Annotated in this window: 21 protein-coding genes; 13 read left to right on the plus strand and 8 right to left on the minus strand. The window is 69.4% G+C overall.

Annotation, left to right across the window (positions count from 1 at the left end; translation table 11 throughout):
- Nucleotides 1-78 precede the first annotated feature (78 nt).
- Together AC07OA_RS21040 and AC07OA_RS21045 are read left to right on the plus strand one after the other, a co-directional pair.
- A complete protein-coding gene (locus tag AC07OA_RS21040) occupies nucleotides 79-1,335 on the plus strand; it encodes a polyhydroxyalkanoate depolymerase (protein ID WP_494665776.1) in 1,257 nt (418 codons plus the stop codon).
- 191 nt (nucleotides 1,336-1,526) lie between these two features.
- The gene (locus AC07OA_RS21045) at nucleotides 1,527-2,246 is read left to right on the plus strand and encodes a M48 family metallopeptidase (protein WP_494665777.1); all 720 of its coding nucleotides are present in this window, start codon (nucleotides 1,527-1,529) and stop codon (nucleotides 2,244-2,246) included.
- 718 nt (nucleotides 2,247-2,964) lie between these two features.
- On the opposite strand, the gene AC07OA_RS21050 is transcribed toward AC07OA_RS21045, so the two are convergent.
- Nucleotides 2,965-3,672, minus strand: a complete 708-nt coding sequence (locus AC07OA_RS21050; protein WP_494665778.1) for an NAD-dependent deacylase — start codon at nucleotides 3,670-3,672, stop codon at nucleotides 2,965-2,967.
- Between the two features lie 171 nt (nucleotides 3,673-3,843).
- Between AC07OA_RS21050 and AC07OA_RS21055 the strand changes: the two genes are divergently transcribed.
- From AC07OA_RS21055 to mmcB, 4 genes are all read left to right on the plus strand, one after another.
- Complete coding sequence (locus tag AC07OA_RS21055) at nucleotides 3,844-4,968, plus strand: ferritin-like domain-containing protein (RefSeq protein WP_494665779.1); 1,125 nt, start codon at nucleotides 3,844-3,846, stop codon at nucleotides 4,966-4,968.
- 89 nt (nucleotides 4,969-5,057) lie between these two features.
- Nucleotides 5,058-5,600 (plus strand): lipocalin family protein, encoded by a 543-nt coding sequence (locus tag AC07OA_RS21060; protein ID WP_494665780.1) that lies wholly within the window; start codon nucleotides 5,058-5,060, stop codon nucleotides 5,598-5,600.
- Between the two features lie 14 nt (nucleotides 5,601-5,614).
- Nucleotides 5,615-6,169: a lipocalin family protein gene (locus AC07OA_RS21065; protein WP_494665781.1), complete on the plus strand. Its 555-nt coding sequence runs from the start codon at nucleotides 5,615-5,617 to the stop codon at nucleotides 6,167-6,169.
- A 39-nt stretch (nucleotides 6,170-6,208) separates the two neighbouring features.
- Nucleotides 6,209-6,667 (plus strand): DNA repair putative endonuclease MmcB, encoded by a 459-nt coding sequence (gene mmcB / locus AC07OA_RS21070; protein WP_494665782.1) that lies wholly within the window; start codon nucleotides 6,209-6,211, stop codon nucleotides 6,665-6,667.
- Here mmcB and AC07OA_RS21075 read toward each other — a convergent pair.
- The gene (locus AC07OA_RS21075) at nucleotides 6,664-6,993 is read right to left on the minus strand and encodes a hypothetical protein (protein ID WP_494665783.1); all 330 of its coding nucleotides are present in this window, start codon (nucleotides 6,991-6,993) and stop codon (nucleotides 6,664-6,666) included. The two genes, mmcB and AC07OA_RS21075, sit on opposite strands and share 4 nt — an antisense overlap.
- Nucleotides 6,994-7,073: 80 nt before the next feature.
- The gene (recQ, locus tag AC07OA_RS21080; RefSeq protein ID WP_494665784.1) at nucleotides 7,074-8,936 is read right to left on the minus strand and encodes a DNA helicase RecQ; all 1,863 of its coding nucleotides are present in this window, start codon (nucleotides 8,934-8,936) and stop codon (nucleotides 7,074-7,076) included.
- Between the two features lie 287 nt (nucleotides 8,937-9,223).
- On the opposite strand from recQ, the gene AC07OA_RS21085 reads away from it, so the two are divergent.
- Entirely contained in the window at nucleotides 9,224-11,188 is a 1,965-nt protein-coding gene (locus AC07OA_RS21085) for a transglycosylase domain-containing protein (RefSeq protein ID WP_494665785.1), read from the plus strand.
- A gap of 835 nt (nucleotides 11,189-12,023) precedes the next feature.
- Here the strand turns inward: AC07OA_RS21085 and AC07OA_RS21090 are convergent.
- Entirely contained in the window at nucleotides 12,024-13,220 is a 1,197-nt protein-coding gene (locus AC07OA_RS21090) for a CaiB/BaiF CoA transferase family protein (RefSeq protein WP_494665786.1), read from the minus strand.
- Nucleotides 13,221-13,340: 120 nt separating this feature from the next.
- Here AC07OA_RS21090 and AC07OA_RS21095 point away from each other — a divergent pair, with 120 nt between their 5' ends.
- Nucleotides 13,341-13,940, plus strand: a complete 600-nt coding sequence (locus AC07OA_RS21095) for a DUF4142 domain-containing protein (RefSeq protein ID WP_494665787.1) — start codon at nucleotides 13,341-13,343, stop codon at nucleotides 13,938-13,940.
- An 8-nt stretch (nucleotides 13,941-13,948) separates the two neighbouring features.
- Here the strand turns inward: AC07OA_RS21095 and AC07OA_RS21100 are convergent, their stop codons facing one another.
- Genes AC07OA_RS21100 through AC07OA_RS21110 form a run of 3 tightly spaced genes read right to left on the minus strand, consistent with a single transcriptional unit; the run spans nucleotide 13,949 to nucleotide 18,899 of the window.
- Nucleotides 13,949-14,386, minus strand: coding sequence for a PaaI family thioesterase (locus tag AC07OA_RS21100; RefSeq protein WP_494665788.1), 438 nt, complete (start codon nucleotides 14,384-14,386; stop codon nucleotides 13,949-13,951).
- Nucleotides 14,383-18,009: an ABC transporter permease/M1 family aminopeptidase gene (locus AC07OA_RS21105; protein WP_494665789.1), complete on the minus strand. Its 3,627-nt coding sequence runs from the start codon at nucleotides 18,007-18,009 to the stop codon at nucleotides 14,383-14,385. Before AC07OA_RS21105 ends, AC07OA_RS21100 begins: the two co-directional genes overlap by 4 nt.
- An 11-nt stretch (nucleotides 18,010-18,020) precedes the next feature.
- Nucleotides 18,021-18,899, minus strand: a complete 879-nt coding sequence (locus AC07OA_RS21110; RefSeq protein WP_494665790.1) for an ABC transporter ATP-binding protein — start codon at nucleotides 18,897-18,899, stop codon at nucleotides 18,021-18,023.
- Between the two features lie 192 nt (nucleotides 18,900-19,091).
- Between AC07OA_RS21110 and AC07OA_RS21115 the strand changes: the two genes are divergently transcribed.
- From AC07OA_RS21115 to AC07OA_RS21135, 5 genes are all read left to right on the plus strand, one after another.
- A complete protein-coding gene (locus AC07OA_RS21115; protein WP_494665791.1) occupies nucleotides 19,092-19,769 on the plus strand; it encodes a fumarylacetoacetate hydrolase family protein in 678 nt (225 codons plus the stop codon).
- 5 nt (nucleotides 19,770-19,774) lie between these two features.
- A complete protein-coding gene (gene maiA / locus AC07OA_RS21120; RefSeq protein ID WP_494665792.1) occupies nucleotides 19,775-20,416 on the plus strand; it encodes a maleylacetoacetate isomerase in 642 nt (213 codons plus the stop codon).
- Nucleotides 20,409-21,035 carry a carbonic anhydrase gene (locus tag AC07OA_RS21125; protein WP_494665793.1) on the plus strand — a complete coding sequence of 209 codons (627 nt, stop codon included), beginning with the start codon at nucleotides 20,409-20,411 and terminating at the stop codon, nucleotides 21,033-21,035. The genes maiA and AC07OA_RS21125 overlap by 8 nt, the downstream gene beginning before the upstream one ends.
- A gap of 2 nt (nucleotides 21,036-21,037) precedes the next feature.
- Nucleotides 21,038-21,427 (plus strand): HEAT repeat domain-containing protein, encoded by a 390-nt coding sequence (locus AC07OA_RS21130; RefSeq protein WP_494665794.1) that lies wholly within the window; start codon nucleotides 21,038-21,040, stop codon nucleotides 21,425-21,427.
- A 297-nt stretch (nucleotides 21,428-21,724) separates the two neighbouring features.
- Nucleotides 21,725-22,354: a DedA family protein gene (locus AC07OA_RS21135; protein ID WP_494665795.1), complete on the plus strand. Its 630-nt coding sequence runs from the start codon at nucleotides 21,725-21,727 to the stop codon at nucleotides 22,352-22,354.
- On the opposite strand, the gene pbpC is transcribed toward AC07OA_RS21135, so the two are convergent.
- Complete coding sequence (pbpC, locus tag AC07OA_RS21140) at nucleotides 22,351-24,399, minus strand: penicillin-binding protein 1C (protein WP_494665796.1); 2,049 nt, start codon at nucleotides 24,397-24,399, stop codon at nucleotides 22,351-22,353. The genes AC07OA_RS21135 and pbpC overlap by 4 nt on opposite strands.
- Between the last annotated feature and the right edge of the window lie 32 nt (nucleotides 24,400-24,431).

Below are 24,431 nucleotides of genomic sequence, written 5' to 3' on the forward strand. Positions count from 1 at the left end.
CCCTGTACCGCTACCGGAAGGCTGTACTCTCTTAGGGTTTGGCGTGTTATGTTGCGTTGCAACATACTGGATCAGCCCATGCTGTACGCCCTGCACGAGGCCAGTTTCTACGCCTCCACGCCCTGGCGCCTCGCCGCCCGCGCCGCCCGCGACTTCTGGGGCTCGCCCCTGAACCCGGCCGCCGACACCGATCTGGGTCGCCGCATGCACGCGGGCGCGGACCTGTTCTCGAACGTCACGCGCCGCTACGGCAAGCCCGACTGGCGCATCGACAGCATCAAGGTCGGCCAGGTCGACGTGCGGGTGCGCCCCACCGTGGTCTGGGAAAGCCCCTGGGCCCGCCTGATCCAGTTCGACCGCGACATGGCCGACATGCGCCGGGCCGGCAAGTTCCAGCTGGACCCCGCCGTGCTGATCGTCGCCCCCCTGTCGGGCCACTACGCCACCCTGTTGCGCGGCACGGTCGAGGCCTTCCTGCCCGACCACGCGGTGTTCATCGTCGACTGGGTCAACGCCCGCGAGGTCTCGGTCCTGGAGGGCCGGTTCGACTTCCACGACTATATCGACCACATCCGCGACATGCTGCGGGTGCTGGGGCCGCGCCCCAACGTGGTGGCCGTCTGCCAGCCCGGCCCGCCGGTGCTGGCCGCCGCGGCCCTGATGGCCGAGGACGGCGATCCCTCGCGCCCGGCCAGCATGACCTTCATGGGCTCGCCCATCGACGCGCGCCTGTCGCCCACGGTCACCAACCAGCTGGCCGAGGACAAGCCGTTCACCTGGTTCCAGTCCAACATGATCTACACCGTGCCCCCGCCCTATCCGGGCATGGGCCGGCGCGTCTATCCGGGCTTCGTCCAGCTGGCCAGCTTCATGAGCATGAACGCCGAGAAGCACCAGGCCGCCCACCAGCGCTACTTCCAGGACCTGGTGAAGGGCGACGGCGACAGCGCCGACAAGCACCTGGAGTTCTACGACGAATATCTGTCGGTGCTGGACCTGACCGAAGAATTCTACCTCCAGACCATCGACATCGTCTTCCAGCAGCACCTGCTGCCCAAGGGCGAGCTGTCGCATCGCGGCCGCCTGGTGCGGCCCGACCTGATCACCGACATCGGCCTGATGACGGTGGAGGGCGAGAACGACGACATCTCCGGCATCGGCCAGACCCAGGCCGCCCACGGCCTCTGCTCGGCCCTGCCCGAGGATCTCAAGGAAGACTACGTCCAGCCGGGCGTGGGCCACTACGGCGTCTTCAACGGCCGCCGCTTCCGCGAGGAGATCTATCCCCGGGTGCGTGACTTCATCCTCAAGAGCGACCCGAACTTCGGGGGGTGAGGCGCCGCACAAGACCCTCCCCCTGTGGGGGAGGTGATCGCGAAGCGATCGGAGGGGGGAATGATCGGATCGCCGGTCTCGCCGCTCGCCACCTCCGCATTATCCCCCCACCAGCCTTCGGCCGCCTCCCCCACAGGGGGAGGATCTGACATGACCTTGCGCGACGCACGCCGAGGCGCGATCTAGGGGGCATGAACCTCTTCCGCCCGCAACGCTACGCCGACGGCGACCGTCTGGAGGTGAGCGGCTGCGCGGTGCGGCTGAAGGTCGACGGGCGGGCCCGGCGGATCTCGCTGCGGGTCGACCGCGCCAAGTCCGAGGTGGTGGCCCTGGCCCCCTCGCCGCGCCGCCTGTCCGAGGCCGTGGCCTTCGCCCACGAGAAGGCCGACTGGATCGCCGGCCAGCTGGCCGCCCTGCCCGACCGCCAGGTCATCGCGCCGGGCGGGATCCTGCGCCTGCTGGGCAAGCCCTATCGGCTGGAGGTCGGCCCGGGCCGGGCCCGGATGACCGACGAGGCCCTGATCGCCCCCGACGACAGCACCTGGTCGCTGAAGATCATCCGCCTGGCCAAGCGCGAGGCCCTGGCGCGCCTGACCGAACGCACCGCCCACCACGCCGCCGCCCTGGGCCGTCCCATGCCCAGCGTCGCCGTCGCCGACCCCAAGGCCCGCTGGGGCTCGTGCCGCCCGGCCCGGCCCGGTCACCCGGCCGCGATCCGCTACAGCTGGCGCCTGGTCCTGGCCCCCTACGCAGTGGCCGACTACGTCGTGGCCCACGAATGCGCCCACCTGATCGAGGCCAACCACGGCCCGCGCTTCTGGGCACTGTGCGAAAAACTGGCCGGCGACCCCGCGCCCCACCGGCGGTGGCTGAGGGCGCATGCGGCGGAGCTGCACGCGATCTCGGCGTAGAGGCGGCGCTCCTCCTCACCCGTGAAACGGGGGAGGTGGCTCGGCGCGCAGCGACGAGACGGAGGGGGCTCTATCCCGAGCGGATAGCGATCAGACTCCAGCGATTTCAATCGCTTGAAATTTCTCGACCTAACTTATCCCCATTCCCCAGACCCGCCGTATCCTGATCCCACCTCGCAGCAGGGAAAGGGCGCATGGCCAGCGACCGATGCGGCGGCGGGGAGCGATCGAGCGGGACTGGGCTGGAGGGGGTTACTCCAGCGTGTCCGGGGACTTCCATCGTTGGGGAGCCCGCCCGCCGTCGGCGTCGAACGGGGATAAAGCGCGTGTTTTGCCCATAGGCCCGCGCCCCCGGCGTCCGGGACCGTCGGAAACGGCGGAACCGGGTCCGGCTAAGCCTCAACAGGGCTGCCTACCGGAAGCTGGCGGATAACGATTGCGCGGAGCGAACGGGCTTCGTCGAAACGGTACACACATTCAAACACTCCGGACGTCGTCCGGCGCTCCGCGTCCCTTTCCTCCAACTCACAGCCGCTGGCGTGAGATCACACCCACTTGCCCCCACCTGACCGCTTCGCGGTCTGTCCGCCCCCGTAGGGGGCGGAGGACGCGCGCTCCGCCATCACAATCGCGTCCTCTTCCCCCTCCGGGGGAAGGAGGGCCGAAGGCCCGAAGGGGGCAAGTGTTCGCCGCATCGGAGGAACCAGGAATGCCCGCTCTACCCCCGCAACACCTCGTCCACCCACGCCGGCACCACCTCCGTCGCCGGTCCATAGCGCCGCTCGTCGAAGACACGGGCGTTGTCGGAGGGCTCCAGGTTGATCTCGCAGGTGCGGACGCCCAGCCGCCGCGCCTGGGCCGCGAAGCCGGCGGCGGGATAGACCGAGCCCGAGGTGCCGATGGCCACGAACAGGTCGGCCTCCTCCAGGGCGTCCTCGATGCCGTGCATGAACAGCGGAACCTCGCCGAACCACACCACATGCGGCCGGGCCGAGCCGGTGACGCCGCAGCGCGTGCACACAGTCTCGCCGCTCAGCGGCCCCTCGTCCGGCCAGGTGGCCTCGCAGGCGTGGCAGCGGGTGACCCGCAGCTGGCCGTGCATGTGGACCACGTCGGTGCAGCCGCCCTGCTCGTGCAGGTCGTCGACGTTCTGGGTGCACAGGAAGAGGCGCCCGCCCTTGGCCGCCAACCCCTTTTGCAGCCTGGCCAGGGCCGAATGGGCGGCGTTGGGGGCGGCCTTGGCCAGGTTCTCGCGGCGAGCGTTGTAGAAGGCGCGCACCTTGGCCGGGTCCTTGGCGAACCCCTCGGGCGTGGCGACCTCGGAAAGATCGTATTGGGTCCAGATCCCACTGGTGTCGCGGAAGGTGCCAAGGCCGCTCTCGGCCGAAACCCCGGCGCCCGTCAGGACAAAGACGTTCAGGCCCATCGGCGGCCCCAAGGCGACGTTTCTCCCGCCCCGCCGGGCGCTTTCCTTGAACCTGACGCCGTCGTCATTTTTAATTTGACCCCGCGAGCGCTTTGAGTTGACAGTGTTTAGATAGGCCAGAGACCCGCGTTAGACGGATCCTGTCCAGCCCCCTTAGGCGAGGACACCACCATGACGGACAAGAACATCACCAAGGACGCCATGTACGACGCGGTGGCGCCCGACGACTTCGAGTCGATGCTCGAGCTGGAGCGCTACAACAACCGCTCCACCGCCTTCGACAAGATCATTTCGGCGACCCACGACCACTTCTGGGATCCGCTGGACAAGACCTATATCGACTACGACGAGCCGTTCGACATGGAGAACCAGGCCCTGGTGCCCGAGGATCTCGTGATCGCCCTGTCCACCGACTACGTCTCCAATCACCTCAGCGATCCCAAGCAGCGCATCCGCTTCATCAACCAGTCGGTGCTGCGGAGCTTCTCGTCGATCCTGCACGGCGAGCAGGGCGCGCTGAACCTGTCGGCCTCGCTGTGCCATGTGCTGAAGGACCAGGGCGCCCAGGAATACGCCGCCAACCAGACCCGCGAGGAGGCCCGCCACGTCACGGCCTTCGCCAAGTACATCAAGGCCCGCTGGGGCAAGCCGGTCGAATGCGGCCCGGCCCTGAAGAGCCTCCTGGTCGAGATCATCGGCGCGCCCGAGGTCTACAAGAAGATCATCGGCATGCAGATGCTGGTGGAAGGCCTGGCCATGGGCGCCTTCGCCACCTTCTACAACCAGATCCACGATCCGCTGGGCAAGAAGATGCTGCAGCTGGTGATGACCGACGAGGCCTTCCACCACAAGTTCGGGAAGATCTGGGCCGACCGCACCGTGCCCAAGCTGACCCCGGAAGAGCACGCCATCATCGAGGACTGGGCGGCGCACTGCTTCCAGACCCTGCTGTTCAACCTGGTCTCGCCCCACCAGCAGCTCGACCTCTACGCCGAGTTCGGCCTGGATCCCGACAAGGTGGTCGAGGAGTACGGGAAGATCATGACCGACGACGTGCGCCGCGAGCACATGAAGGAGCAGACCAACATCTTCCGGGTGCTGGTGAAGACCCTGCTCAACGCCGGCATCATCACCGAGCGCACCAAGGCCTTCTACGCCATGTACGTCGACCTGGAGGAGCTGAAGGGCGAGGGCGAGCGTATGGTCGGCGACGACATCGCCGAGGAAGGCATCCGCCACCTGCAGGCCATCAACTTCAAGGACCGCGCCGTGCCGGTGACCATCGCCGCCGAATAAGGCACGCTTCCGTCCGGTCTCGGAGCGCCTCGCCGGAACCCCGGCGGGGCGCTTTGCGTTTCTGGCGGCTTGTGGGGCAAGGTGGCGTCATGCGTGGACTTCCAATCCTTCTCAAGGCTGGCCTTCTCGCGGCCGGCCTGCTGGCGATCCAGGCGCCGGGAGCGGCTGTCGCCGCGGCCCAGCCGCCCACCAAGGCCGTGGCCGCCAGCTTCTATTCGGGCCGCTGGTACGAGATCGCTCGTACCCCCAACGCCGGCCAGCGCGACTGCGAGGCCCCGACCACCGAGTTCACCGAGAAGGTCGGCGGCGGCTTCGCCGTGCACCAGGTCTGCCGCCGGGGCTCGGCCTCGGGCGCGGCCAAGGCCTTCGACACCACCGGCCGGATCATCGCCAATTCCCAGAACACCCGCTTCACGATGAACTTCCTGGGCGGGCTGAAGAAGCAGGAATACTGGGTGCTGGACTGCGCCGACGACCACTCCTGGGGGATCATGGCCACGCCCGGCGGCAACTTCGTCTGGCTGCTGTCGCGCAAGCCGGTGATGGACCCGGCCGCCAAGGCCCAGGCCCTGGCTCGTGTGAAGGCCCTCGGCTACGCCAAGCTCGAATATCCTCAGCAGCCCCCCAGCTAGACGAGGGTCCGACGATGCTGATCCGCCGCCTTCCCGGCCTCGCCGCCGCCCTGCTGCTGACGACCGTGGCCGTCGGCGCCTGCGTGGCCGGGCCCAGCGGCAATCCGCATCCGCCGCAGCCGGCCAAGCCGGTGGACCTGCAGCGCTATGCCGGCCTCTGGTACGAGGCCGCCCGCTACGACATGCGGTTCGAGAAGGGCTGCGACGGGGTCACCGCCGAATACTCCAAGCGTCCCGACGGCCTGATCCGGGTGGTCAACACCTGCCGCCACGGCGGCCCGACCGGTCCGATCAAGGTCAGCGAGGGCAAGGCCAAGGTCGCCGACACCGTCACGGGCGCCAAGCTGAAGGTCTCGTTCTTCGGCCCGTTCTTCGTCGGCAACTACTGGGTGCTGGACCATGCCGACGACTACAGCTGGTCGATCGTCGGCGAGGGCTCGGGCCGCTATCTGTGGCTGCTCACCCGCCAGCCCCCGACCCCGGCCCAGTTGAACGCCCTGACCGACCGGGCCCGGGCCATGGGCTACGATACGTCGATGCTGCGAGTGACTCGGCACGCGGCGCGATGACCTCTTGATCGGCGAACAAAGCTGGAACATGATTCCGGAATGGACGTCGTCATCGACCTTCGCCCCTCGCGGCCCGAGACCACCGATCAGGTGACGCGGGGCGCGGCGCGGTTCCTGGTCTCGCTGGGCTATGCGCCGCTGGCGGAAGTGACTCTGCCCAATGGCCGCCGGGCCGACCTGATGGCGCTGGGCCCCAAGGGCGACGTGCTGATCGTCGAGGTGAAGTCGGGGCTGGAGGACTTCCGGGTCGACCGCAAGTGGCCCGAATACGCCCCCTATTGTGACGCCTTCTATTTCGCCGTCTCGCCGGACTTTCCCGAGGGCATCCTGCCCGACGAGCCGGGCCTGATCGTCGCCGACGGCTTCGGGGGAGCGGTGGTGCGCGAGGCGCCGGTCGCGCCCTTGGCCCCGGCGCGGCGCAAGGCGCTCACCCTGGCCTTCGCCCGGATGGCCGCCCTGCGGGCCGCCGGCGTCGTCGCCGAACGGCTATCTCTCTAGCGGTCGAAGTTGCGGGCCAGCAGGAAGCCGAACACCGCTCCGGCCACGAAGGCCCCGACGGCCACGGCGACCGGACGCTCCTCGGCCACCGCGTGGGCCGCCTTGGCCTTCTCGACGCTCCAGGCCTTGCCGACCTCGGCCTTCTCGGACGCCCAGGTCTTGCCCACCTCGGCCTTCTCGGCGGCATAGGCGCGGGCGACCTCGGTCTTCTCGGCCACGGTCTCGACGGCCTTGTCCACGGCGGCCTTGGCGCGCTTGACGCCGGCCTTGGCCGAAGACTTGGCGGAGGCCTTGGGGGCCGGGGTCTTGATCGTGAAGTCGGTCATGCGAAATCCCGTGGGTGGAAGGTGGCGCCAAGAGGTCTAACACGCCTCGCCGCGAAATGTTTCCTCCGGCCGCGACCGTTTCAGTTGTCGCGCACCACCTTGAGCACCGCTTCGCCATAGCGGTCGAGCTTGCCCTGACCCACGCCGCCGGCCTTGGCCAGGGCCGCCGGGGTGCCGGGACGGGCCGCGGCGATCTCGGCCAGGGTGGCGTCGTGGAAGATGACGTAGGGCGGCACGTGCTGCAGGGCCGCCTCCTCGCGCCGCCAGCTTCGCAGGGCCTCGAACAGGGCCTGGTCCTCCAGCGGCACGGTCAGGGCCTGGCGCTTGCGGGCCGTCTTGCCCGCGCCCGAGCGGCCCGGACCGTCGGCGGTCACCGGCTGCTGGCGCACGGCCACCTGGCGCTCGCCGCGATAGACCTGGCGCACGCCCTCGCCGTCGCCCAGGCCGATCAGCGGCCGGCCGTCATTGGGGTCTTCTTTCAGCAGGCCCTCGAACACCAGGGTGTCGATCAGGTCGCGCCAGCCTTGCGGGCTGAACTCCTTGCCGATGCCGAAGGTCGACATGGTGGCCTCGGCCGGCGTCACGTCCTTGGTCTTGCCCAGCAGGTGATCGACCAGCCGCCCGCGCCCGAAACGCCCGCCCATGCGGTGGGCGGCCGACAGGGCCTTCTGGGCCGCCTGGGTGGCGTCGATCCCGACCGGCGGCGAGACGCAGATGTCGCAGACCCCGCAACGCTCGACCCCCTCTTCGCCGAAATAGCGGCGGACGGCGGCGGCGCGGCAGGTGACGCCCTCGAGCATGGCGTAGAACTGGCGGAGCTTGCGCAGCTGCACCGCCTTGACCTCGTCGGGCGCGCTCTGGGCCTCGATCCGGCGCACGGCCCAGGCGAGATCGGCGGAGCTGTAGAGGGTGATGCCCTCGGCCGGCTGGCGGTCGCGGCCGGCCCGGCCGATCTCCTGCCAATAGGCCTCGATGGCGGCCGGCGGATCGGCGTGGATCACGAAGCGGACGTCGGGCTTGTCGACCCCCATGCCGAAGGCGATGGTGGCGACCATCACCGCCTCCTCGGCCTCCAGGAACTCCTCCAGCCGCCGGGCTCGCACGGCCTTGTCGAGGCCGGCGTGGTAGGCCAGGGCCGGAATGCCCTCGGCGATCAGTTTTTCGGCCAGTTTCTCGGTGGAGTCGCGGCTGCCGGCATAGACCACGCCGGCGCGGTTGGGACGCTCGGTGACCAGTTCGATGACCCGGTCGTGGCCCTTGCCCTTCTTGCGCTCGGCGTTCAGGGCCAGCTCGTGGCGGGCGAAGCTGTCGACGAACTCGGCCGCGCCCTGCAGGCGCAGTTCGCTGCGGATGTCGTCGCGGGTCCGGGCGTCGGCGGTGGCGGTGACGGCCAGGCGCGGCGCGTGGGGGAACACCTCGGCCAGGCGGCCCAGCATCCTGTATTCGGGCCGGAAGTCGTGGCCCCACTGGCTGACGCAGTGGGCTTCGTCGACGGCCACCAGCGACAGGGGCAGGCGCGACAGCCGCTCCAGCATCGAGGGCTGCATCAAGCCTTCGGGCGACAGATAGAGCAGGTCCAGGCGCCCGTCGTCGATCCGCCGCCAGATCTCGGCGCGCTCGGCGGGCAGGGTGTTGCTGTCCAGCCGCTCGGCCGCCACCCCGGCCTGCTGCAGGCCCGCCACCTGGTCGGCCATCAGAGCGATCAGCGGCGAGACCACCAGACCCAGGCCCGGACGGACCAGGGCGGGGATCTGGTAGCACAGGCTCTTGCCGCCACCGGTGGGCAGCACGGCCAGGGCGCTGCGCCCGGCCAGCAGCTCGCCGATCACCCCGGCCTGCAGGCCCCGGAAATCCGAGTGGCCAAAGGTGCGGCGCAGAACCTCGCGCGCCGCCTCGAGCGAGGGGGCGGGCTGGCCGAACGTGGAATCAGGCTGGTCGTACACGGGTGTCTTTTGACAGCGCCCGGCCCCCGGGCCAAGCGCGGCGCCACGATCTGGCCGTCAAATCAGGATCAAAAGCGGACATCGGCTCCATGGGTTTCGAAACCAAGGCCGTCAGCCTTCTCGGGGCGCGACCGGAAGGCGAAACGAACCATGAACACACCCGGTGTGCAAGGCACGTGAAGAAGCGTTCATCTCTCGTCAATCTTGTCGCGCGTTCTGTGGGCTTCGGTTAAACGGATTGCGGCGCGACCCCGGGATACCCGCGCCTTTTCGGGATTAAGGACGACATGGCCAACGGCGCCTTCGGCGGAAACAAGCCGGCGAGACCTCAGCGCACGCCGCTGCAGGCCCTGCTCTACTGGACGGTCGTCCTGGGCGTCTGGGGCCTGATCTTCATCGTGGCCTTCTTCGCGGTGTTCGCCAGCGACCTGCCCGACACTTCGAAGCTGTACGACGTCAAGCGCCAGCCCTCGATCAACTATCTGGACCGGTCCGGCGCCCTGCTGGCCGTGCGCGGCAGCCAGTACGCCCCGCCGGTCGACCTGGACGCCCTGCCCGAATATGTGCCGGCCGCCTTCGTCGCCATCGAGGACCGCCAGTTCTATCACCACATCGGGTTCAACCCGTGGGGCATCATGCGCTCCCTGGCCTGGAACCTTTCCCACAGCGGCGGTCCCCAACGCGGCGGCTCGACCATCACCCAGCAGCTGGCCAAGAACCTGTTCCTGAGCCCGGCCCAAAACTATCGCCGCAAGGCCCAGGAGCTGATCCTGGCCGTCTGGCTGGAGCTGAAGTTCAGCAAGAAGCAGATCCTGGCCCTCTACATGAACCGGGTCTATTTCGGGGCCGGGGCCTACGGCATCGAGGCCGCTTCGCAGCGCTATTTCAACAAGCCCGCCAGCCAGCTGACGGTCGGCGAGGCCGCCCTTCTGGCCGGTCTGATGAAGGCTCCGGCCCGCTATTCGCCGGTTTCGGCCAGCGACCGCGCCGCCCGCCGCGCTACCGTGGTGCTGGACGAAATGGTGCGCATGAAGGCCATCACCCCCGAGCAGCGCGACCAGGCCTTCGCCGAACCCGTGCGGGTGTCGGCCACCCTGGCCAACCAGCGCGCCCAGTACTTTACCGACTATGTCGACGCCCAGGTACGCTCGCTCGTGGGCGAACCGACGGAAGACCTGGTGGTCGAGACCACCTTGGACCTGCCGATCCAGGTGGCCGCCGAACGCGCGGTCCAGGTCGGGGTCGACGGGCACAAGACCCAGGGCGTGCAGCAGGCCGCCCTGGTGGCCATCGACGGCGAGGGCCGCATCCGCGCCTATGTCGGCGGCGCCGACTATGGCGAGACCCAGTTCGACCGCGCCACCAGCGCCCGCCGCCAGGCCGGCTCGGCCTTCAAGCCGTTCGTCTATCTCACCGCCATGGACCAGGGTCGCAATCCCAGCGTCGTGGTCAATGACGAACCGGTGAAGATCGGCAACTGGGAGCCCAAGAACTACACCAACAAGTATCTGGGCCCGATGACCCTGCAGACGGCTCTCGCCCAGTCGATCAACACGGTCGCCGCGCGCCTGGCCAGCGAGGTGGGCACCAGCAACGTGGCCGCCACGGCCCGGCGCCTGGGCATCACCAGCAAGATCCAGCTGGACCCGTCGATGGCGCTGGGCGCGGTCGAGGTCTCGCCGATGGAAATGGCCCAGGCCTACGCCCCGTTCGCCAACGGCGGCTTCCTGGCCAAGGGCTACGGCATCGAGCGCATCCGCACCAGCAGCGGCAAGGTCCTGTACGACCACAATGTCGACAAGGGCCTGCGCCCGGCGGTGATCGGCTCGCCGTCGCTGCAGTACATGAACCAGATGATGCGCCAGGTCGTGGCCTCGGGCACCGGGGCGCGGGCCAAGGTCGCCGGCTACGACATCGCCGGCAAGACCGGCACCACCAGCGATTATCGCGACGCCTGGTTCGTCGGCTACACGGGCGGCTTCGTCACGGCGGTGTGGACCGGCAAGGACGACAACACCTCGATGAAGAAGGTCACCGGCGGCGGCGCCCCGGCCGAGATCTGGCACAACTTCATGGCCGCGGCCCTGCCGCGCCTGAAGGCCACCCCGATCCCCGGCGGCGTCATCGAACCCCCGCCCCCGGCCACCGACGACCCCATCGGCGACATCCTGACCGGCCCGGTGGGCCCCGAAGGCCCGGCCGCCGAGACCCCGGCCCCGGGCACCCCGGCGCCGGAGCAGTTGCCCTACTGATCGGGTAGATCTCAAGTCACTTGCCCCCTTCGCGCCTTCGGCCCTCCTTCCCCCGGAGGGGGAAGAGGACGCGGTTGTAGCGGCGGCGCGGCGTCCTCCGCCCCCTACGGGGGCGGACAGGCGGCGCAGCCGCCAGGTGGGGGCAAGCGGGTGCGCTCTCACGCCAAACTGGCCATGAGCTGGATGGGAAGGGTGCGAAGCGCCCGGGCCTCGCCCGGATGATTTGCAGTTTTGAATACCGTTTCGACGAAGTTCAGACGCTTCGCGTGGACCGTTTTCCGGAAGCCTTCGGATCGCGGATTTTTAACCCGCTCCGATGGAGGCCCCCGACGGGCGGGATGCTGGCACATCCCGGACCGCAGAGGCGATTTCAGCCCCTGCCTGTTGCGCATCGTCTTTCGGCCCCGTGGGGATGCTCCCCTCGTCCGGCCCGACCCGCCGCGAGCCCAATCCAAGGCTCCGACACGCCGACCGACCCGAAAGGCCCCACCAGACCGGCCGACGGACGCTCCCCGCTCGACCACCCCTGAAAGCCGTTCGGTCGCCGGCCGGACGCCCTTCCCATGCTTTCAGGTGACATCAGGATACGGGAGGTCCGGAGAGTGGGGATAACTTAGCTCGAAAAACTTCAAGCGATTGAAATCGCTGAACTCCGGTCGCCATCCGCCGGGGATAGAGCCTGCTGATGGGGACACACGCATGCGTGTGTCCCCACCTTCGGGCGCGGCGCCTCCAGGCTCAGCGGACGACTTTGGGGACACGCACTCACCCCGAATCTCATGCCAACCGGCCGACTCCCTGCCGTGAGTGCATGTCCCCCAGATCGCCGCAGCCATCACACCACGCCCTTGGCCCGCAGGGCCGCGATGGCGTCGGGGGGCAGCTTGACCACGTCGCGCAGCACCGCCTCGGTGTGCTCGCCCAGGGCCGGGCCCGGCCATCGGACGCCGCCGGGGGTGTCGGACAGGCGCGGGAAGGCGTTCTGCATCTTCACCTTGCCGAAGACGGGGTGGTCGACCTCGACGATGGACTCGCGGGCGAGGAATTGCGGGTCCTTCAGCATGTCGGGGGCGCGATAGACCCGGCCGACGGCCAGGCCCGCGTCCTCCAGCAGCGGCAGCAGGTCCTCGATATCTTGCTCGACGGTCCAGCCGCCGATGGTGGCGTCCAGCTGGGTCTGGTTCGCGCCCCGGGCGGCGTGGTCGCGATAGCGCTCGTCCGTGGCCAGTTCGGGCCGGCCCATGGCGTCGCACAGGCGCTTGAACAGGGTGTCCTGGTTGGCCCCGATCAGGATCAGCTCGCCGCTTCGGGTGGGATAGACGTTGGACGGGGCGATGCCGGGCAGGATCGCGCCCGACCGCTCGCGGACATAGCCGGAGAGGTCGTATTCGGTGATCAGGTTCTCCATCACCGTCAGCACGCTCTCGTAGATCGCCGCGTCGACCACCTGGCCCCTGCCGGTGCGGTGGCGGGCGTGGATCGCCATCATCACCCCGAGCGCGGCGTTGAGGCCCGCCAGGCTGTCGCCGATCGAGATCCCCGCCCGGGCCGGCGGCCGGTCGGCCTCGCCGGTGATGTGGCGAAGACCGCCCATGGCCTCGCCGATCAGGGCGTAGCCGGCGCGGTGCGAATAGGGGCCGGTCTGGCCGAAGCCCGAGACCCGGGCCATGACCAGGCCGGGATTGGTCCGGGCCAGATCCTCGTAGCCCATGCCCCATTTTTCCAGGGTGCCGGGACGGAAGTTCTCGACCACCACGTCGGCGGTGTCGATCAGGGCGCGGGCGATGTCGCGGCCCTCGGGCAGGCGCAGGTCGAGGGTCACCGAGGTCTTGTTGCGTCCGATCACGGGCCACCAGGGCGACTGGCCCTTGGGCTTGGTGCGGCCCCACTGGCGCATCGGATCGCCGGCCTTGGGGTCTTCCAGCTTGATGACCTCCGCGCCGAAATCGCCCAGCACCTGGCCGCAGAAGGGCCCAGCGATCAGGGAGCCCATCTCGACGACCCGCAGGCCCTTCAGCGGCGATTCGGCCATGCGTTTTCTCTCCCCGGCTCACGGAACCATCACGGGCGCGTGAGGTTGATTAGGCCTCTTAGGCGCAAGCGCGGCGCCGGACGATCAACGTTCTAGAAAAACGCGCAGGGAAAGAAAGCCATGACCCGTAAGCTTCTCATCGTGGGCGCCGCCATCGCCGCCCTCAGCGTCGCCGCCTGCGGCCAAAAGCCGGACGAGACCAAGGGCGCCGCCACCCCCGCCGAACAGGCCGCGACCCCGGACGCCAACCCGGCCGCCACCGTCCCGACCCCGTCGGACGAGACCAAGGCCGACGTGTTCGTCGCCAAGGCCGCGGCCAGCGACATGTTCGAGATCGAAGCCGCCAAGCTGGCCGCCAAGCGCTCGACCAACGCCGAGGTCAAGAAGTTCGCCGCCATGATGGAAAAGGCGCACACCAAGACCACCGAGGACCTGAAGGCCGCCATCGCCGCCTCGGGCGCCTCGATCACCCCGCCGACCATGCTGCCGGAAGACCTGCAGGGTAAGCTGGACGACCTGACCAAGGCCGACGACAAGGACTTCGACAAGAAGTACGCCGACAGCCAGGTCGACGCCCACCAGGCGGCCCTGAACCTGCTGCAGCGCTACGCCCAGGACGGCGACACCCCGGCCATCAAGGCCTTCGCCGCCGCCACGGCCCCCGCCGTGCAAGAGCACCTGGACAAGGCCGAAGGGCTGAAGAAGGGCTTCGTGAACTAAGCCGACTTCTACGGTATCGCGTAGGCGACCGTCGCCTTGGCGGCGGCTCGCCCGCGCGATTCCGACCAGATCAGCACCTCGACCGTGGCGATCTTCCGGCCCAGCTTGAGCAGGTTCGCCTCGGCATAGAGATCGCCCGGCTTGCAGCCGCGCAGGAAGTGAATGGTCAGGGACGAGGTCACGGCCATGGCCACCTCGCCGATATGGGCCAGGATCACCGCATAGGCCGCCGTATCGGCCATGGCCATCTGGGTGGGTCCCGAGATCAGGCCGCCCGGCCGCAGCGCCCGGCTGGCGAAGGCCTGGCGCATCAGCACCCGCCCCGGCTCGGCCTCGACCACCACCGGCAACTGCTCGCCGACCTCCGGAAAGGCCTTGGCCAGGAAGGCGTTCAGCGCCGCCCCGTCGAGCTTGAGCTCGGTCTCGCCGCCCGCGTCCCCGCTCACTTGAGCTCGACCTTGACCGTGTTGTCGTCGCCGTTGCGGTCGATGACCATGTTGTAGGGGTCCACCCCCGCCGCCTTGGGCAGGGTCTTGGTCACGAAGGTCAGGGTCTGGGTCCCGGACCGGATCGGCCGCCGCTCGAAGGCCACGACATTGCCGGCCCCGAAGCCCTTCTTGCCCGGCTCCAGGGTGAACAGGCCGATGTCCATCGGCTCGCTCATCGGCGCCTCGGCCTCCTGGCCCCGGCCCTGGGCGTAGAGCTTCTTGGCCGTGACCGTCAGGGTGACGTTGTAGAGGCCGTCGGCGCGCTGGCGGGCGATCGCCGCCGTGGTCTTCAGGTCGTAGAGGGTGATCTTCTCGAAGAGGTCGGTGATCAGGTTCTGCTTGTCGGCGGGGGCGTGGCGGCGCAGGACCGCGACCAGCTCCAGGGTGGTGGGATAGGGCGGACCCTTGAAGGCGTAGGCGGCCAGCATCTCGCGCAGGGCGGCGTTGACGTTGTCCTCGCCGATCTCCCGGGCCAGGCGGTACATCACCAGCGAGCCCTTGTTGTAATAGATGTAGGGCTGCTCCTCGACCCGGCCCAGCGGCAGCTCCTCGACCACCTCGCCGCCCCGCGAGCGCAGGTAGCGGTCCAGCTCGTACTTGAGGAACTTGCGGATCATCGGCTCGCCGTAGGTCTTTTTCATCACCATCAGGGCCGAGTACTGCGACAGGGTCTCGCTGAGGGCCGCGCCGCCCTGCTGGTCGGCCCCGATCAGCTGGTGAGCCCACCACTGGTGAGCCACCTCGTGGGCGCCGACATAGGCGATCATGTCGATCTTGGTCGGGTCCTCGTACTTGGAGACGAAGCCCAGGTTCTCGGACCAAGGGATGGTGTTGGCGAACGACTGGGCGAAGTTGCCGTAGGCCGGGAACTCCAGGAACCGCACCTGGCGGAACTGATATGGACTGAAATTGGCCTGGTAGTAGTCCAGCGACCGCTTCATGGAGTCGGTCATCCGGTCGATGTTCCAGGCATGGGCCGGGGTGTAGTAGACCGACAGCTGCACGCCCTTGTAGGGCACGGTCCTGACCGCGTAGCGGGCCGACTGGATCGAGAAGAAGTGCAGGATCGGGGCCTCGGTCACGAACCGCGCGGTGCGCCGCTCGCCGGCCTTGCCCGCCGGACCGCTCATGGCGGCGGTCTCATGCCAGACCCGTTCGGAAACCTTGTAGCCCGGAGCCATCGGCGTCTGGTCGGCGCGGGTGGTCACGGTGATGTCGGCGGTCACCCAGTCGCTGTCGTGGCGCAGGCCGTTGACGTCGCGCGAGGCCACGTCGCCCAGCTTGGGCGGGCGCAGCTCGTCGGGCTCCAGATGGTTCTCGCGCCGCTTGGTGCGGTCGCGCAGCAGGCCGCCGCGGTCCATGCCCAGGGTCGGGGCCAGCTGGGTGTCGTTGATGAAGGTGCCGTTGTCGACCATCAGGGTGTCGGCACCGCTGTTGCGGAAGCCCATGGCCACCCGGGCGGTGCTGAACGACATCATCCGCCGCTCGCCCGGCCTCATCGGGGTGTCGAAGGCGAAGATGCGGTAGTTGAAGCGCTCGAAGGTCCGCTTGGGCCGCGCGCCCTGGATCGACAGGGCCAGCACCTTCAGGTCGCGGTCGAACCGCACATGCACCTCGCGCAGCGGCTTGCCGGTGCGGTTCTCGATCTCGTAGACGCCCTTGGTGTCGATGCGGGGCATGTCGGGCCGGATGTCGACGTCCAGCTTGACCGCCACGACCTTGGGCTGGGGCGTGTTCTCGTAGCGCAGCAGGGTCCGCTCCAGGTCGGCGGTCCAGCGCTCGTTGCTCTTGGCGGTGCGGTACTCGTTCCAGACGTTGGTGTTCATGTAGATGAACCCGCCGACCCCGACGAACGCCACCAGGGCCGCGCCGGCGATCAGGCCCGGCACGCCCGTCAGGCGGCGCGGCAGGGCGGAAAGGCGCGGCCACAGCCGGCTCTCGGTCCCGCGCCGCCACAGCCCGTGGCACAGCACCAGCAGCACCACCGCGAAGGCCGTCCAGTAGAGGCGGAACCACCAGGCGCCGATCCAGAACCGGCTCTGGCCGTTGAAGTCGGAGATCGGGGCGATCGGGGCGTTGTCGTAGAGATAGAGATTGTGCTCCAGCCCCCAGCTGGACGCGACGATGGTGGCGATGATGTAGAGCACCATCAGCCCCCAGCCGACGAACTTGTGCGGCGACAGCACCTGCAGGAACACCGCCATCACGGCCACCAGGATGCAGTCCACCGCCTGGGGCAGCACCCACCAGACCAGATAGTGGAAGAGCTCCAGGTGGGCGTAGCCCTTGATCAGCTGGACGACCACCGCCGTGGCCACCCCGGCCAGGAAGGTGGACAGCAGGACCAGGCTGATCGCCAGGGTCTTGGGCGCCACGAACGCCCAGTCGGGGATCGGGGTGACGTCGATCAGCTCGTGGGTCTTGCGGTCCTGTTCGCGCCAGACCAGCTCGCCGGCGTAGAACGAGGCGATGATCATCGAGATGAACGGGAAGATGCCGTTCAGGGCCTGGGTCATCACCCGGGTGACCGGATAGATCGCCCCGCCATAGAGGCTGTCGTCAGTGACGTGCCAGAGATTGAACACCGACAGGGCCGCGGCCAGGCCCACCAGCACCAGATAGGCCGGGCTGAGGAACACCTGGCGGGCGTCCAGCCGGGTGCGGGCCCAAAGCTGCGCCCAGCGCGTCGCCTGGCCGAAGGCGGGGACGCCGTGAGTGATCTCGGTCGGGCGCGCGGTCTCGGCCTCGCCGGGCTTCTCGCGCTTGACCCGGGTGGCCCCGTCGCCCTTGCGCAGGCCGTAGAGCCAGTAGGCCGAAGCGACGATGGCCAGGGAGATGGCCGTCCAGATCAGGCGGTTGGCCAGCAGGTAACCGGCCAGGGCCGGGACCTGGCTGTTGCGCTCGGCCGCCGTCCAGTAGCGCACCGCCAGGCCGTAGGCGCCGCCGCCGAAGGGCTCCCAGAGGGCGGCCACGGTCTCCAGCCCCGGCTGGCGCAGCAGGGTCGAGCTGATGAACGAGGCGATCATGAAGACGATGACGCCGACATAGGTCCACATCATCGACCGGGTGAGCGTGGTCACCGCGAAGAACACCGCCGAGGTCAGCAGCAGCGACGGCAGGGCCAGCACCACATAGGCGAACAGATAGTGGGTCAGCACGAACGGCCCGACGCTGTCGGGATCGACCCAGGGCATCGCCGCGCCCAGGGCCATGCCGGCCGGCACCGCCAGGAACGACAGGGCCGCCGCCGCGAAGGCCCCCGCGAACCGGCCGTAGAGATAGTCGAAGCGGCTCAGCGGCGTGGAGCGCAGTATGCCGTCGAAGCCGGTGTCCTCGTCGCGGGTAATGATGTTGGCCACGAACGCGGCGGTGATGAACATGTAGACCAGGGCCAGGAACAGGTTCCCGCTGGCGATCACGGTGGCGGCGTTCTTGTGGACGTTGGCCGTGGAGCCCAGCTGCACGATGTTCGGCGCGGCGACCGCGGCGAACGACAGCAGGAAGAAGATGATCACCCCCACCCAGAAGACGGGCTGGCGCGCCTGGTAGCGGAATTCGAAGGCGGCGACTTTTCCGAACATCCTCAACGCCTCTAGGCCGCGCACCGGGTCGTGGCGAGGGTCGAGAAATAGACGTCCTCCAGCCCGCCCTCGACGCGGGCGAAGCCCTCGCCCGGATCCTGGTCGGCCAGGACGTGGATCACCGTGCGGCCGGCCAGCAGGCGGGTGGAGATCACCTGGTGGCGGGGCTTGACCGCCTCGAGTTCGGCCTTGTCGATGATCTTCTTCCAGATGCGGCCCGACAGCTGGCGGACGAGATCGGCCGGGGCGCCTTCCTTGACGATGCGGCCGTCGCAGATGATCGCCATGGCCGGGCAGAGGTCCGACACGTCCTCGACGATGTGGGTCGACAGGATCACCACCACGTTCTCGCCGATCTCGGCCAGGAGATTGAGGAAGCGGTTGCGCTCTTCCGGGTCGAGGCCCGCGGTGGGCTCGTCGACGATGATCAGGCGCGGATCGCCGATCAGGGCTTGGGCGATTCCGAACCGCTGGCGCATGCCGCCCGAGAAGCCGGCGATGGCCTTCTTGCGCACGTTCCACAGATTGACCTGGTTCAGCAGGCTCTCGACGACGTCCTTGCGCTCCTTGGCCCCGGCGATCCCCTTCAGCACCGCCATGTGGTCCAGCATGTCGTAGGCGGAAACACGCGGATAGACGCCGAAGTCCTGGGGCAGATAGCCCAGGGTGCGCCGCAGGAGGTCGGGCGACTTCAGGACGTCGATATCGCCGAAGCGGATATGGCCCGAGGTCGGGGCCTGCAGGGTGGCGACGGTGCGCATCAGGGTCGACTTGCCCGCGCCGTTGGGGCCCAGCAGGCCGTACATGCCGCGCGGGATCGTCAGGCTGACCTCGTCGAGGGCTTTGACGCCATTGGCATAGACGTGGGTCAGGTTCTCGATGATCAGCATCGTCGGACAGAATCCCCTTCGACGTCGAGCGTGACGGGTTTTCGCCACAATTGCTTCCCCGTTCATGACTCGTCGTCACCAACCAGGGCAAGTGAAAGAACGTTTAGACGCCATACTTCGCCAGGGTGTTTCTGGATCATGTCCTCGCGAAGGTGACTTTTGGACCCGGCGGTTTGGGTCTAATCAGGCGCCATGACGACCTTCGCCTTCCCCCCGCCCGCCCCGTCCACGGTTCCGGTCGACGGAACCGACGCCGTCTTTCCGGTCCGCCGCATCCTGTGCGTGGGCCGAAACTACGCCGCCCACGCCCGCGAGATGGGCGCCGACACCCGCGACCCGCCGTTCTTCTTCGCCAAGCCGGCCGACGCCGTGGTGACGGGCGACCAGGTCCCCTACCCCGTGGCCACCCACGACCTGCACCACGAGATCGAGCTGGTGGTGGCCCTCAAGTCCGGCGGCGCCAACATCGCCGTCGAGGACGCCCTCTCCCACGTGTTCGGCTACGCGGTCGGGGTGGACCTGACCCGCCGCGACCTCCAGGCCGCCGCCAAGGCCAAGAGCCACCCGTGGGACGCGGCCAAGGGCTTCGACGCCAGCGCCCCCATCTCGGCCATCGTCCCGGCCGAGCGCGCCAGGCCGGACGGCGCGATCACCCTGACCGTCGGCGGCCAGCCGCGCCAGGACGGCCAGATCGCCGACATGATCTGGACGATCCCCGAGATCATCGCCGAGGCCTCCAAGCTGTGGACCCTGGCGGCCGGCGACCTGATCTTCACCGGCACCCCCGAGGGCGTGGCCGCCATCGGCCGGGGCGACCGGGTCCTGGGACGGGTCGAGGGCGTGGGCGAACTCGCCTTCACCGTGGTCTGAGGCGCATGACCCTCGTCCTCCACAGCGCCTGGCGGTCCAGCGCCGCCTACCGGGTGCGGATCGGCCTGAACCTGAAGGGCCTGGCCTATGACATCGCCCCGGTGAACCTGGTCAGCGGCCAGCATCAGGAGCCGGCCTTCGCCGCCCTCAACCCCCAGAAACTGCTGCCGGCCCTGGAGGCCGACGGCCGGGTGCTGACCCAGAGTCTGGCCATCCTGGAGTGGCTGGACGAAACCCATCCCGCCACGCCCCTGCTGCCGGCCGATCCGTTCGACCGCGCCACCGTGCGGACCATGGCCCAGATCGTCGCCAGCGACATCCACCCGATCAACAACCTGCGCATCCTCAAGACCTTGACGGGCCTGGGCCTGAACGAGGCGGCCCGCGAGGCCTGGATCGGCCGCTGGATCGCCGACGGCTTCACGGCCCTGGAGGCGATGATCGCCCAGTACGGCAAGGGCTTCGCCTTCGGCGACACGCCCGGCCTGGCCGACTGCTGCCTGGTCCCGCAGGTCTACAACGCCCGGCGGTTCAAGACCGATCTGACGCCCTTCCCCGCCATCCGCGCCGTCGACGCGCGGTGCGCCGACCACCCGGCCTTCGCCGCCGCCCATCCCGATCAACAACCGGACGCCATCCATGCTTGAAGACCTGAAGAGCAACAATCTGGCCTGGTCCATCCGCAAGACCGAGGCCGATCCCCAGTTCTTCAAGCGGCTGGAGGGCCAGCAGAGCCCTGAATATCTGTGGATCGGGTGCAGCGACAGCCGCGTGCCGGCCAACGAGATCGTGGGCCTGGACCCGGGCGAGCTGTTCGTCCACCGCAACGTGGCCAACCTCGCCCCGCCGCAGGACGCTAACTACCTGTCGGTGCTGCAGTTCGCGGTCGACGTCCTGAAGGTCAAGCATGTGATGGTGGTGGGCCACTACGGCTGCGGCGGGGTGGCGGCGGCCATCGACGGCAAGCGCCGGGGCCTGGTCGACCACTGGCTGCATCCGATCCGCGAGGTCCATGCCGAACACAAGCACGAGCTGGAAGCCATCGGCGACGAGAAGGCCATGCTCAACCGCCTGTGCGAGCTGAACGTCGCCCGCCAGGTGCGCAATGTGGCCTCCGACGTCTTCGTCCAGGACGCCTGGGCGCGCGGCCAGTCGCTGTCGGTGCACGGCTGGGTCTATTCGCTGTCCAACGGCCTGGTCACCGATCTGGAGGTCGGGATCTCCAGCCTCGAGGAATACCAGACGGCCATGGCGACGGGCCGCTGACCGTGGCCTCCCCCGCCGACCTGGCCCGCCTGGAGACCCTGACGGACCACGCCGAACGCGACGCCTTGGCCCAGGAGCTGGGCGAAGCGCGCACGCCGGGCCTGGCGCCGGTGCTGGCGCGGCTGATCCAGCGCCCCGACCTCGCCGACCACCGCGCGACCCTGGTCCACGTGCTGGGCTTCCACGACGGCTCGGCCCATCTGCCGCTGTTGGCGAGCCTGGTCGTGGACGGCAACCGGGAGGTCGCCCACGAGGCCTTCGAGATCGTCGACACGGTCGACGCCGCCGACGAGGACGACGTCGAACAGGCCCTGGCCCTGGTCAAGGCGGCCCGCCCGTCGGAGGACTGGCGGCGCGAGCTGCTGGAGGATCTGGCGGAGTTGCTGGAGTAGGCGCGCCGCATCCTTCGTGTGCCCCGTCGCTCCCCACAATCTCCCGTCATTCCCGCCCTTGTGGCGGGAACCCCTCTGTCCGCCGCAAGGGCGAAGGTGTGGCGCGCCAGCGCGCCAAGGCGCTTCACGTACGAGCTGAACCAGGGGTTCCCGCCACAAGGGCGGGAATGACGGCTGAAAGGGTAGGGATCGACTGATCCGCCCCTGGCTCCTATCCGCCGCGCCTGATCGCCGCAGCCCGCTGAAATCCGCCGCCGCGCTCACCAGTTCGTCACCTTGTTGCGGCACGGTGAGCCCATGGACGCCTTCCTCCAGACCCTGCATGACCTCGTTGTCGAGCACCGCCTGCTGGTGTGCGTGATCCTGGCCGTCGTCACCCTCTTGGAAGCGCTGATGCTGGTCGGGGTGCTGATCCCGATCATGGCCGTGATGCTGACCGCCGGCGCCCTGATCGCCACGGGCTCGCTGCATCCGGTCGAGGTCGTGGTCTGGTGCAGCCTGGGCGCGGCGGCGGGCGACGCCATCTCCTATCTGATCGGCCGGCGGATCGGCACGAGGGCCGTGCGCCATCCGGCCGTGGCCAAGCATCGCCGCACGGTGGCTCGCGCCCGGCTCTACACCCGCCGCTACGGCGTCCTGGCCCTGCTGGTCGCCCGCTATCTGGGGCCGCTACGCCCGTTCGTGCCGATGGCCGCGGGCATGACCCGGATGCGCGACTGGCTGTTCCACGTCGTCAACACCGCCTCGGCCCCGCTGTGGGTGATCTCGGTGCTGGCCCCCGGCTACCTGGCCGCCCGCCATCTGGACGCCTGGCGGCCCGACCCGATGCTGCTGACGGCCGTGACGGTCGGCGGCCTCCTGCTCGCGGCCACCGTCGTGATGGTCCGCAACACCTCGCTCGGTCGCGTTTTCAGCCGCCCCCTCTAGCCGGCCGGCGCCTTGATCCGCACTCGCGCCGAGGCCGCGCGGCCCTGGCCATCGACCACCTTCAGCCGATAGAAGCCCGGCGCGGCCGGACGCCAGATCACCTTGCCGCTGACCGGATCGGCGCCCAGCGGCGCGCCGGCCACATACCAGGTCAGGCCCTCGCCGCCCGCCGCCATGACCAGGCCGCGCGACCTTGGCCCCACGTCGTCGACCTGCACGGTCGCCCCGTCGGGCGGGAAGATCAGGCGAGGGCCTTCGCTGGCCTGTTGCAGCCGTTGTAGGGCGCCGGGCGCGGCCTTGGGGGCGATGGGGCGCGGGGCGATGGCCGGGGCGTCGATCACGTCGGCGACGTCGAACAGCAGGGGCAGGGCCGCGTCGCGCCCGGTGAGGCCCCCGCGCGCCCCGCCATCGGCCCGGCCCGTCCAGACGATGATCACGTGGCCGCCCACCACCCCCGCCGCCACCGCGTCGCGAAAGCCGTACGAGGTGCCGGTCTTGAAGGCCATGGCCGGCCCGCCCAGGGTCAGGGCCGAGGGGGCGCGACCGCGCGGCGCGGGGGCCTCGCGCAGGATGTCCAGCACCTGGGCGGCGGCCTCGGGGCGGACGATGCGGGTTCCGCCCTGCCGCTCGCGGGCCCTGGCCTGGTCGGTCGTGAAGGCCAGCGGCTTGGCCATGCCGCCGTCGCCCAGCGCCGCGTAGAGCACGGCCATGTCGCGCGGGGTGATCCCCGCCCCGCCCAGGGCCAGGGCCAGGCCCGAGGCCTTGATCGCCGTCTTGGGTCGCACGAGCCGCACCCCCGCGCTCTCGATCCGGGCGGCGAAGGCGTCGGGACCGATCTTCTCCAGCGTGGCCACGGCCGGCACGTTCAGCGAATAGGCCAGGGCCTCGCGGGCAGTGACCTTGTCGTGGAACACGTGGTCGAAATTCTCGGGCTGGTAATCGGCGAAGCGGGTGGCCGCGTCGTCGATCTGGGTGTCGGGCGCCAGGGCCCCGTCGTCGAAGGCGAAGGCGTAGATGAAGGGCTTGAGAGCCGAGCCGGGCGAGCGGATGGCGCGGGTCAGGTCGATCCAGCCGCCGGGCCGGTCGCGTCCCGCGGAGCCGACCAGGGCGCGCACCGACCGGTCCTTGATCCGCACCACCAGTATGGCGGCGGTGACGTCGGGCCCCTGCGCGACGGCCACGGCGCGGGCCATGGGCTCCAGCCGGGTCTGGAGGCCGGCGTCCAGGGTCGAGACCACGCTGGGCTGGCTGGCCGGCGCGGCCAGGGCCAGCTCGCCCGCCAGCTGCCAGGCCAGGGCCGGGAAGGCGCCACGCTTCGGCAAGGGTTCGGCCTCGGCTTCGGAGGCGGCGGCCTCGGTCAGGACGTGGGCGCGCACCATCTTGTCCAGCACCGCGCGGCGGGCGGCGCGGGCGGCCTCGGGATGGCGGTCCGGGCGGCGGGCCTCGGGCGACTGCGGCAGGGCGATCAGCAGGGCCTGCTCGCCGTCGGTCAGGCTGGAGGGCTCATGGCCGAAATAGGCCAGGCTCGCGGCCCGCACCCCCTCAAGGTTGCCGCCATAGGGAGCCAGGGTCAGGTAGAGGGCGAGGGTCTCCTGCTTGGTCAGCCGCGCCTCCAGCTGGGCGGCGCGGACCATCTCGATCAGCTTGGAGCCCAGGTTGCGCGGCCGGGGCTCCAGCAGGCGCGCCGTCTGCATAGTCAGGGTCGAGGCGCCGGACGTGGGGCGGCCATGGACCACCGCAGAGCCGACCGCGCGGACCAGGGCCAGGGGGTCCACGCCCAGATGACCGTAGAACCGCGCGTCCTCCACCGCGATCAGGCGCTTCTGAAAGGTCGGGTCGGTGCGCGCCAGATCGGCCCGCACCCGCCAGCGGCCGTCCTCGACCGGCAGGGCGCGCAGCCAGGCGCCGCGATGGTCCAGCACCACGGGCGAGGAGCGCTTGGCCCGGGCCATGTCCGGCGGGAAGGCGGCGCTCAGGGCGAAGAGCACGACCTGGACGGCGAGGAAGGCGACCAGGACGCGGGTGAGGCGGGGGATGGTGAACATCGGAAACGTCTTGGCGAGCCTACTTGCCCCCT

It is taken from the genome of Caulobacter sp. GW821-FHT09B08, from assembly GCF_059418225.1.

What these genes read in the sequence shown, in the direction of transcription:
- AC07OA_RS21040 (WP_494665776.1), top strand. Translation starts at nt 79, where the DNA reads ATGCTGTACGCCCTGCACGAGGCCAGTTTCTACGCCTCCACGCCCTGG.
- AC07OA_RS21045 (WP_494665777.1), top strand. Translation starts at nt 1,527, where the DNA reads ATGAACCTCTTCCGCCCGCAACGCTACGCCGACGGCGACCGTCTGGAG.
- AC07OA_RS21050 (WP_494665778.1), bottom strand. Translation starts at nt 3,672, where the DNA reads ATGGGCCTGAACGTCTTTGTCCTGACGGGCGCCGGGGTTTCGGCCGAG.
- AC07OA_RS21055 (WP_494665779.1), top strand. Translation starts at nt 3,844, where the DNA reads ATGACGGACAAGAACATCACCAAGGACGCCATGTACGACGCGGTGGCG.
- AC07OA_RS21060 (WP_494665780.1), top strand. Translation starts at nt 5,058, where the DNA reads ATGCGTGGACTTCCAATCCTTCTCAAGGCTGGCCTTCTCGCGGCCGGC.
- AC07OA_RS21065 (WP_494665781.1), top strand. Translation starts at nt 5,615, where the DNA reads ATGCTGATCCGCCGCCTTCCCGGCCTCGCCGCCGCCCTGCTGCTGACG.
- mmcB (WP_494665782.1), top strand. Translation starts at nt 6,209, where the DNA reads ATGGACGTCGTCATCGACCTTCGCCCCTCGCGGCCCGAGACCACCGAT.
- AC07OA_RS21075 (WP_494665783.1), bottom strand. Translation starts at nt 6,993, where the DNA reads ATGACCGACTTCACGATCAAGACCCCGGCCCCCAAGGCCTCCGCCAAG.
- AC07OA_RS21085 (WP_494665785.1), top strand. Translation starts at nt 9,224, where the DNA reads ATGGCCAACGGCGCCTTCGGCGGAAACAAGCCGGCGAGACCTCAGCGC.
- AC07OA_RS21090 (WP_494665786.1), bottom strand. Translation starts at nt 13,220, where the DNA reads ATGGCCGAATCGCCGCTGAAGGGCCTGCGGGTCGTCGAGATGGGCTCC.
- AC07OA_RS21095 (WP_494665787.1), top strand. Translation starts at nt 13,341, where the DNA reads ATGACCCGTAAGCTTCTCATCGTGGGCGCCGCCATCGCCGCCCTCAGC.
- AC07OA_RS21105 (WP_494665789.1), bottom strand. Translation starts at nt 18,009, where the DNA reads ATGTTCGGAAAAGTCGCCGCCTTCGAATTCCGCTACCAGGCGCGCCAG.
- AC07OA_RS21110 (WP_494665790.1), bottom strand. Translation starts at nt 18,899, where the DNA reads ATGCTGATCATCGAGAACCTGACCCACGTCTATGCCAATGGCGTCAAA.
- AC07OA_RS21115 (WP_494665791.1), top strand. Translation starts at nt 19,092, where the DNA reads ATGACGACCTTCGCCTTCCCCCCGCCCGCCCCGTCCACGGTTCCGGTC.
- maiA (WP_494665792.1), top strand. Translation starts at nt 19,775, where the DNA reads ATGACCCTCGTCCTCCACAGCGCCTGGCGGTCCAGCGCCGCCTACCGG.
- AC07OA_RS21125 (WP_494665793.1), top strand. Translation starts at nt 20,409, where the DNA reads ATGCTTGAAGACCTGAAGAGCAACAATCTGGCCTGGTCCATCCGCAAG.
- AC07OA_RS21135 (WP_494665795.1), top strand. Translation starts at nt 21,725, where the DNA reads ATGGACGCCTTCCTCCAGACCCTGCATGACCTCGTTGTCGAGCACCGC.
- pbpC (WP_494665796.1), bottom strand. Translation starts at nt 24,399, where the DNA reads ATGTTCACCATCCCCCGCCTCACCCGCGTCCTGGTCGCCTTCCTCGCC.